Here is a 9,614-nt window from a genome sequence, read left to right as displayed (position 1 = left end):
TATATAAATTGGCTCGCCGAGGGGAACAGGTGGAAACGCCCGAGAGAGAGATTGAAATCAATGACATCAACCTGACCAGATTGAACCTTCCTTTTATCAGTTTCGTCGTTTGCTGCTCCAAAGGAACTTATATCCGCGCCCTGGCCAACGAAATCGGCGACAGAATCGGATGCGGCGCATATTTGTCGCGATTGAATCGCGTGCATGTGGGACGCTTTGAACTAAAGGATGCCTTAAGCCTTAACGAAGTTAAATATTACCGGCAGGCCGGAACCTTGAAAAGATATGTCAAACCCATTGAGGAAGTTCTCGCTTTTCCCGTTATTAAAGTGACCGAAGCTTTCGCCCCTTTCATTTTATCCGGCCGTCAGCTACGCGCGAAGGATGTGGTTGAAATCGTCGGAGAATTCCGCGCCGAGGATCATGTCAGCTTGATGGATCCGGGCGGAAGAATCATGGCCGTGGGCAAACCGGGAAAGCATTCCGCGGAGATTAAAGACCTGAAAGGGGAGAGCTTCTTTAATTATGTAAGGGTGTTAAATTGAGTCTGCAGATTATTAATGGCATCCAGCATTATTCCTCCTTCGAGGCAAAGACTATCGCCACGATCGGCACTTTCGACGGGGTACACCTTGGACATCAGGCTATCCTCCGGCATTTGATACTCGCCGCCGAAAGGCAGGGAGCCACTCCTCTTGCAATTACCTTTGAACCGCATCCCCGCGTCCTGGTCACACCCGGAAGCGCTCCTCTCTTGCTTACTGTCTGGGAAGAGAAGATGAAACTGTTCGAGAAATATATGGAGGGACGCCTGCTTGTTCTGGAGTTCAATGAGGCTCTGATGAACATGACGGCCGAGGAATTTACTCGTGACATTCTGCTGGAGCGGATCAAAGTGCAGAAACTCATCGTCGGATACGACCATGCGTTCGGCAAAAATCGATCCGGCACGATCAATGATCTTGTTCAATTGAGCCGCAAGTACTCATTTGCGCTGGAGATTGTCGACCCCGTGATCGTAGAAGGCAAACCGATCTCGTCCTCACGCCTTCGACGCTTGATTCTGGAAAATGATTTGTCCCGTGCCATCGATATGCTCGGGCATCACTACCCCATCCGGGGAAAAGTCATCCGCGGAATCGGCCTCGGACGGGAGCTCGGGTTTCCAACGGCCAACTTGAGAGTCCCCGAGCGAAAGCTTCTGCCCGCCGACGGAGTTTACTCTTGCAGCCTGGAGCTGGCCGGCAGGAAATTTGACGGTATGATGTTTATCGGGCAGAATTATTTCAATCCCGACGCCGGAATCTCTATAGAAGTGAATATATTTGATTTTGATGAGAACCTCTACGACAAGGAATTGTTCTGTTATCCGGAGACTTTCCTGAGGGAGAATAAAAAATATGACAGTACCACCCAGCTGGTGGAACAGATTAAAATTGATAAAGAAATTGTGCTGAGAATAAAGAACGAAGGAGAAAAAAGAAATGTCGGTTAGCAAAGAAAAGAAAGCCGCAATCGTGGGTGAGCATCAGCTTCACAGTAAGGACACCGGTTCGCCGGAAGTCCAGATTGCCATTTTAACCGAAGACATCAACACTCTTACCACGCATTTGCAGGCGCATCCCAAGGACTTTCACAGTCGTCGGGGACTACTCATAAAAGTAGGAAAGAGAAGACGTCTTCTCGACTATTTAATGGATCGTGATATTGAAAGTTACCGTCATATCATATCGCAGTTGAACATCAGACGGTAACGCAGGAGTTTAAATAATGTTACATAGTGTAGAATTGGAACTGGGCGGAAAAAGACTGCTTCTCGAGACGGGTAAAATTGCTTTGCAGGCCAACGGAGCGGTTACTGTTAGACTGGGCGACACGCTGATACTCTCGGCGGTTTGTGCCTCCGATAAACCGGTCGAGGGTCAGGATTTCTTTCCCCTGACCGTCGATTATCGCGAGAAAACATATGCGGCCGGTAAAATCCCGGGTGGATTTTTTAAACGCGAGGGAAGACCATCCGAAAAAGAGATTCTTTCAATGCGCATCGTTGATCGGCCGATCCGGCCTCTTTTCCCCGAGGGATACCGCAACGAAGTGCAATGCCACAACCTGGTTCTATCGGCCGACCAGCAGAATGACGCCGATATACTGGGAATAACAGGAACCTCCGCTGCTCTGGCCATCTCCGATATTCCCTTTACCGCCATCATCGCCGCGGTCAGAGTGGGCCGGGTCGCCGGTCAATTGATCGTCAATCCCACTTTCGCAGAACTGGAAGAGTCGGATATCAATCTCACTCTGGCTGGATCCAAAGACTCGATCACCATGGTGGAGGGCGGGGGACGCGAAATTTCGGAAGCCGATATGCTGGAAGCGCTGGCCTTCGGTCATGAGAATATCAAGCAAATAGTCGCCAAAATCGAGGTGTTGGTGCAGCTGGCCGGAAAGCCGAAAGCATCGTTCACTTCGGTATCGGTCGATGAGACGCTTAAGATCAAAGTAATCGGGATGGTACAGTCACGGCTTGATGATTACAACCGCATCGCCGATAAAGACCAGCGTCGCGATAGCAAGAAGAAACTTGCCGATGAGATCTTCACCGCTCTGGCCGAGGAGTTCCCCGAATCGGAAAGAACCATCGCTAATGTGATTCAGGATGTCGATGCCACGGTCATGCGTCGGATGATTGTCGAAGAGAATCGACGTATCGATGGGCGTGGACCGGATGACATTCGGCAGATTACCTGTGAGGTGGGCATTCTGCCCCGCACGCACGGTTCAGCCCTCTTCACCCGCGGTCAAACTCAGGCCCTGGTGGTCATGACATTAGGCACCAAGATTGACGAACAACGAATCGATGACCTCGAGGGGGAATCGACCAAGAGCTATATGCTTCATTACAACTTTCCGCCTTTCGCCACCGGCGAGGTTCGTCCCATCCGCGGCGTCAGCCGTCGCGAAGTGGGACACGGCGCCCTGGCCGAACGGGCCCTCCAACCGATTATACCGGTGGAAGAGAAATTCCCCTATACTATCCGCATCGTATCCGATATTCTGGAATCGAATGGTTCCTCTTCAATGGCTTCAGTCTGCGGCGGCTCTCTGGCTATGATGGATGGCGGCGTCCCGATTAAGTCGGCCGTGGCCGGCGTGGCCATGGGGCTTATCAAAGAAGGGGAGAAGGTTATCGTTCTAACCGATATTCTCGGCGATGAAGATCATTTCGGCGATATGGACTTCAAGGTGACCGGAACCGCCAAGGGAGTTACGGCATTCCAGATGGATATCAAGATGACCGGAATCGACTTGGCGATCATGGGTGAGGCCCTGGAGAAAGCCAAAAACGCTCGCCTCTTCATTCTGGATAAAATGAATGCCGTGATGCCGAAGAGCCGCGAGGAGCTTTCGGCTTATGCGCCGCGCATTATAACCTTCAAGATAAAGGTCGAACAGATTGGCGCGGTGATCGGCCCCGGCGGCAAGATGATTCGCTCCATTATCGAAGCGACCGGCGCCAAGATTGATATCGAGGATGACGGTACGGTGCTGATTGCAACGGTTGACGGTGAAGCGGGCAAAAAGGCCGAGGAGATGATCAGAGCCATAGTCGAAGAGCCCGAAATCGGCAAGGTGTATAGCGGAAAGGTCCGCCGGATCACCACTTTCGGCGCCTTCGTGGAAATATTGCCCGGTACCGACGGCCTGTTGCATATCTCCGAAATCGATCACAGCCATGTCGCCCGCGTCGAGGATTTCCTGAAGCTCGGCGATACCGTGGAAGTGAAAGTCATCAATATCGACCCGGAAGGGAAGATAAGACTTTCCAGAAAAGTCCTGACCAAATCGAAGGTCTAGTCGGCAAAGCAAGTGAAGTCAGATAGTCTTTATCATAAGACGGTAATGGCTAATGGGCTGAGGGTGGTTACGGAACGAATGCCCTCAGCCCGTTCTATTGCCATTGGCGTCTGGGTCGATGTCGGTTCGCGGGATGAGAACAAAGACGAAGGCGGTTTTTCTCATTTCATCGAACATATGATGTTCAAAGGTACCAGGATCAGGAGCACAAAGGAGATTGCCTCTTATCTTGAATCCCTGGGCGGCGTCCTTAACGCTTTCACCTCGCGGGAGCAGACCTGTTTTCATGCCACCGTGCTCGATGAGCATCTCCCGCAGGCGGTCGATATTATATCTGATATTATGACCAACTCCACTTTTAGCCATGTCAATATGGAGCGCGAAAAGAGAGTCGTCATTGAAGAAATAATGGAGGTGGAAGAAGCGCCAGCGGAAATGATTCACGAACATTTCTCAGGTTGTTTCTGGAGAGGCCAGCCGCTGGGACGTCCTATTCTGGGATCCAGGAAAGTCATCCAGTCTCTCACGCGCGAGAAACTGGTCGGATATTTTCGGAAACATTATCGTGCGGGCAGAATCGTCATATCGGCCGCCGGTAACGTCGCCCATCGGAGATTGTTGGGTCTGCTGGAAGGCAAGTTCTCTTTTCCTCCCGGCGATAAAGGTAGGGGAGAGCCTCCGCAAATGCCTGACAATTTCTCTCTCAGGTTTTTCAGAACAAGGGCCAATCAAACCCACCTCAGCCTTGGTTTCCCCGGCATAAGGTTTGACCAGCCGGAGAGAAACGCCATTCTGGCCATGCATACTCATCTCGGCGGCGGAATGGCCTCGGTGTTGTTTCAGAAGATTCGCGAGCAGAAAGGTATCGCCTATACGGTTTATACTTTCGTTGATTTCTATCATGACTGCGGCGTCGTGGGCGCTTATCTGGCTGCCGACAGGCGACGTCTCTCTTCCGCTGTTGATATCATGATAAGAGAATTCCGTAAGACTAAGAAGGATCGCATTCCCTCCTTAAAATTGAGCCAGATAAAAACTCAGATGAAAGGAAATCTGGCTTTGAGCATGGAATCAACCAATACGCGTATGAACCGTTTGGGTCGACATGAGCTTATGGCCGGAAAGTATTTCGATCTGGAAAAATCCCTGCGGGCCATCGATAAGATTAAAGCTGATGACATTGTGGAAGCGGCACGACGGATTTTCGATCACGAAAAAATGACAGTGACACTCCTTGGCCCGGCTGGCGAAAAAGATCTCAAAATGGTTGACTGGTTCCTCACCTGATAAATCATTAATCCGGTTTGATATGGCCATTCTTACCTTCCACCATATTACCGATGACCTCCCTCTGGGGCTGAATCAGTGCTCCGCCCGAAGACTGAAGACAATTCTCAAAGCTATACTTGACTCAGGCTTCAAAATAATCCCTCTTGCGGAATATGTCATTGCCGAAGACAACTCGAAACTGGTCGCCATTACTTTTGATGACGGTTATGAATCGTTTTATAGCGTCGCCTTTCCGATTTTTCAGGAGATGAATATGCCGGCCGCGGTATTTGTGCCTTATAATCATATAAGTAAAACGAACAGCTGGGACTATACCGGCCGTCTGCGTCAGATTTCTCACCTGTCAGCCGAACAAATCAAAGCGCTGAGTGATTCGGGCATTGAAATCGGTTCGCACGGACTCAGTCATATCAGTCTCAAAGGTCTCTCCAATCGTCTGCTTCGCCTGGAATTGGAAAAATCTAAGAAAGGATTGGAGGACATAACCGGCCGCGAAATAAAATTCATCAGCTATCCTTTTGGACGATTCAATGAAAAAGTGGAGAAATTCGCCCTTGAGGTCGAATACTCCCGCGGCTTTTCTCTGTCTTTCCTGCGAAAAAGCCCTTCCGGTTTCACTTTGCCGCGCCATGCCGTTTATATAACCGACACTCCATATTCGGTCCTGAATAAAACCGGCTCCGGAGTGATGGCCCGTCTGGAACGGCTCAAAGGGGCGATCATCAATACCTATGCTTATGGCACCATTTTCCTTAACCGGCTGCGGCCCGGCCACCTCCATCGGCCGGACTAATAACTTCGCCCATTCCGCCGAAAATTCTTGATTATATGGAGGAGTTGATATAAATTCAGTTTTTCGAATCTGAATAAGCTAATGGATGGTTGAAATTTATGCAAAGTCATGAAGCCCGGAATTTAAAGTATAACTTCAAAGAAATCGAGAAAAAGTGGCAGGAAATTTGGGATAAAGAGGAACTCTATAAAGCCCCTGAGAAGCCGGGAAAGGATAAGTTTTATATGCTGGTGATGTTCGCTTATCCTTCCGGCGACATTCATATGGGGCATTTCCGCAATTATATAGTGGGCGATGCCGTCGCGCGGCGTCAGATGATGCATGGGAAAGATGTCCTGCACCCCTTCGGCTGGGATGCTTTTGGGCTTCCTGCAGAACGAGCCGCTATTAAGCGGGGCCTTCACCCTGCGGAATGGACCAAACTGAACATCGAAGTCTCCCGAAACACCCTGAAGAAAACCGGAATATCGTTTGACTGGTCGCGCGAGGTGTCCTCGTGCGATCCCGAATACTACAAATGGACGCAGTGGATGTTCGCGCGGCTCTTCGAGCGCGGCCTGGCTTACCAGAAAATCGGTTGGGTTAACTGGTGTCCCGAGGATAAGACCGTTCTTGCTAATGAACAGGTGGTCAATGGCAGATGCGAGCGGTGCGATACGCCGGTGGAAAAGCGCGAACTGAAACAGTGGTACTTCAAAATCACCGATTATGCCCAGAGACTGATCGACGATCTCGATAAACTCCCCGGCTGGCCGGAAAATGTCAAGACGATGCAGAAAGAATGGATTGGCCGCTCAACCGGAACTGAGGTCGATTTTATCATCAAGGAAACCGGCGAGAAACTGCCGATATTTACCACCCGCCCCGACACTATTTTCGGCGTGACTTTCATGGCCATCGCGCCGGAGTCTCCGTTGGTGGACCGATTAAACCTGCAGGGTGACTATAAGAAAAGGGTCGAGGATTATAAAAAACAGGTCATGATGAAAGCCGAGATCGAACGAGCCTCGGTGATAGGGGAGAAGGATGGCGTTTTCACCGGCAAGTATGCCGTCAACCCGTTCAACGGCCAGGAAATTCAACTCTGGGTGGCTGATTATGTTCTGGCCGGCTATGGCACCGGCGCCGTTATGGCTGTCCCGGCTCACGATAGCCGCGATTTCCTTTTTGCCAAAAAATATGGAATCCCTATAGTAGTGGTTATCCATCCCGACAAGAACACCTCCCTCGACCTCGCCACCATGGAAGACGCTTACACCGATTATGGCGTGATGGTCAACTCCGGGATATTTGATGGTCTGGTCGGCGAGGAGGCTATTAATAAGGTCACTGAATATGCCGCCGAAAAAGGTTTCGGGCGGACCAGAGTAAACTATAAACTGCGGGATTGGCTGATTTCGCGCCAGCGCTACTGGGGCGCGCCGATTCCGATTATCCATTGCCCCAAATGCGGCCAGGTCGCTGTACCTGACAGTCAATTGCCGGTCCTTCTGCCGCAGGTAACCAATTACCTTCCCAAAGGCCGCTCGCCGCTGGCCGATGTGCCGGAGTTTATGAATGTAAATTGCCCCAAATGCGGCGGCCCGGCCGAGCGGGATCCCGATACCATGGATACTTTCGTCTGTTCTTCATGGTATTACCTCAGGTACTTAGACCCGCTGAATGATAAAATGCCCTATGGCCGAGACAAGGAAGCCGCCTGGATGCCGATCGATAAATATATCGGAGGTATCACCCATGCCACCGGTCATTTGATCTACTTCCGTTTCTTTCACAAATTTCTGAAAGATATCGGTTGGGTCAGAGATGATGAACCGGCGACCGTTCTTTTTAATCATGGCATGGTTCTGGATGCCCGGGGCGAAGTCATGTCTAAATCCAAAGGAAATGTAGTGTCACCCATTGGCCTTATGGATATGCGTGGCATTGATATTACGCGGCTGGCGATGTTTTTCACGGCGCCGACCGAGAAAGAAGTTCTTTGGACCGAGGATACTATGACCGGCGTGGAGAAATTCGTCATCAACCGCTTTTATCCATTGGCCGGTTTCTATCGCGGCACCGATCCCGACTTAAAGTATCACTTTAAATTAGGCGATTTGAATGAATATGAGCGAAATATCTATATTAAACTGAATCAGACACTGAAACGTTGTGACGACGACTATGAGCGTCTTCAGTTCAACACCGCCATTGCGGCTCTGATGGAGTTGCTGAGAGATTTCGACCCGGCTAAGATTAAAAGCGACAGGCTCAACGACTATATAATCCTTAAGGCGATTCTTTTGATGGCTCCAATGGCGCCGCATCTGGCCGAGGAAATGTGGCATCTCTGTGGCGGCAAGAATTCGATTTTCAAAGCCGAATGGCCGGATTACGACCCCGAAGCAGTTCATTATAATACTGTCAGGATTGCGGTGCAGGTTAATGGGAAGGTTCGTTCGGAGATAGAAATCCCCAGAGATTGTCCGGAAGCCGAAGTATTCCGACTGGCCTCAGTCGATAGCCGGGTAGCTGGATATTTGGCCGGGAAGACGCTGATTAAGAAGATTTATATTCCCAATAGGCTAGTGAATCTGGTAGTAAAATAGGTTTCGTGGGACTGAGGTTTGGAAAAGGATATTTGACTGTTTATAATAGTTAACATAATATATCTTTAGGGACACACCCCTCGCTCCTTATTTGAATGACTTGAAATACTCAATCATCAAGTAACCTATAATTGCGGAGATAACTCCCACAATCAGTCCAATAATATAATCCAGATATTTACCCCTTCTAAATCTTTCCGCCACCGCCTCTGCCTGTTTCTCGGTAATTGAAGCAAGGTTACGGTATCGGTCGATTTCAGCTAAAAGCTCGTGTTGCTTTTCGTTCATTTTCTGAAGCTCTGTATTTTTCTCTTTAATGCCGGCCAAAAGAGTATCTATCGCGGTTTCAATTTCATTGCCTTCATCCTTCACTGACCTCTGAACAGCATTTAGCGAAGCTCTGATATGGTCAAGGCGCTTCTCTATAGCCGATATATCAAGACGCTGCAATTCTAATGCTGCTAATTCAACTTGTTTTTCTCCTGTTCCTCGCAGTTTTGGAATCACAGCATAGGGGATAGCAAATAGCAGACTCAATATTGACAGGCAAAACAATCCAAAGTAAAGAGCAAACATCCATTCTGGGGCGGCTATGCCCAATAAGGATGAAAATGTAATCCTTATTATCAATACAATATAGAAAGAATATGATATTATTGCTGTAGCGTAGCCATATATACCGCGGCGGCGCCACGCCAGAGGAGCAAGGGCGGCAGCCGTCAGAGGTATGGTAAGAATTAACATGGTTAACCAATCCGATCGCCACCTGGGCCCGTTAGCTTCTGCCAGAATCAATAGGATGACATATAGTGTAACACAACCCCATGCCGCAAAAGGCATGGCGCGATCTATTATTTTATTTCTATATGATAGAATTCCCATTTATGAAAAAGATAAGCAAAAAACCCCCTTAATGTCAAAAGCTTTCTGATCGTTCAGTTCAGTGGGTAATATCTTTATAAGTGTGTAAAAACGACAAGAGGTGTATCCTTAAGATTTACAAGCTGATTCAAAAGGAGACACCTAATGTCGTATAACGAGTTAGATTTTAGCAGGAGAAACATAGTCTTTGCGCTTTCGGAAGT

Annotated in this window: 8 protein-coding genes; 7 read left to right on the top strand and 1 reads right to left on the bottom strand. The window is 49.2% G+C overall.

What is annotated here, in order from left to right:
• From NT002_10610 to leuS, 7 genes are all read left to right on the top strand, one after another.
• A partial coding sequence (locus tag NT002_10610) for a hypothetical protein (GenBank protein MCX6829715.1) occupies positions 1 to 545 on the top strand: 545 nt, incomplete at its 5' end.
• Entirely contained in the window at positions 542 to 1,495 is a 954-nt protein-coding gene (locus tag NT002_10605; GenBank protein MCX6829714.1) for a bifunctional riboflavin kinase/FAD synthetase, read from the top strand. The genes NT002_10610 and NT002_10605, both read left to right, overlap by 4 nt.
• A complete protein-coding gene (gene rpsO / locus NT002_10600) occupies positions 1,485 to 1,754 on the top strand; it encodes a 30S ribosomal protein S15 (protein ID MCX6829713.1) in 270 nt (89 codons plus the stop codon). Before NT002_10605 ends, rpsO begins: the two co-directional genes overlap by 11 nt.
• Before the next feature lie 16 nt (positions 1,755 to 1,770).
• A complete protein-coding gene (gene pnp, locus NT002_10595; GenBank protein MCX6829712.1) occupies positions 1,771 to 3,855 on the top strand; it encodes a polyribonucleotide nucleotidyltransferase in 2,085 nt (694 codons plus the stop codon).
• Between the two features lie 45 nt (positions 3,856 to 3,900).
• Positions 3,901 to 5,142, top strand: coding sequence for a pitrilysin family protein (locus NT002_10590; GenBank protein ID MCX6829711.1), 1,242 nt, complete (start codon positions 3,901 to 3,903; stop codon positions 5,140 to 5,142).
• Between the two features lie 22 nt (positions 5,143 to 5,164).
• Positions 5,165 to 5,938, top strand: a complete 774-nt coding sequence (locus NT002_10585) for a polysaccharide deacetylase family protein (protein MCX6829710.1) — start codon at positions 5,165 to 5,167, stop codon at positions 5,936 to 5,938.
• 98 nt (positions 5,939 to 6,036) lie between these two features.
• Entirely contained in the window at positions 6,037 to 8,529 is a 2,493-nt protein-coding gene (gene leuS / locus NT002_10580; protein ID MCX6829709.1) for a leucine--tRNA ligase, read from the top strand.
• A gap of 87 nt (positions 8,530 to 8,616) precedes the next feature.
• Here leuS and NT002_10575 read toward each other — a convergent pair whose 3' ends face one another.
• Complete coding sequence (locus NT002_10575) at positions 8,617 to 9,273, bottom strand: hypothetical protein (GenBank protein ID MCX6829708.1); 657 nt, start codon at positions 9,271 to 9,273, stop codon at positions 8,617 to 8,619.
• Positions 9,274 to 9,614: the final 341 nt, after the last annotated feature.

The sequence above is a fragment of the Candidatus Zixiibacteriota bacterium genome (genome assembly GCA_026397505.1).
Lineage (GTDB): Bacteria > Zixibacteria > MSB-5A5 > GN15 > PGXB01 > JAPLUR01.
This window is presented reverse-complemented; position numbering and strand designations above follow the sequence as displayed.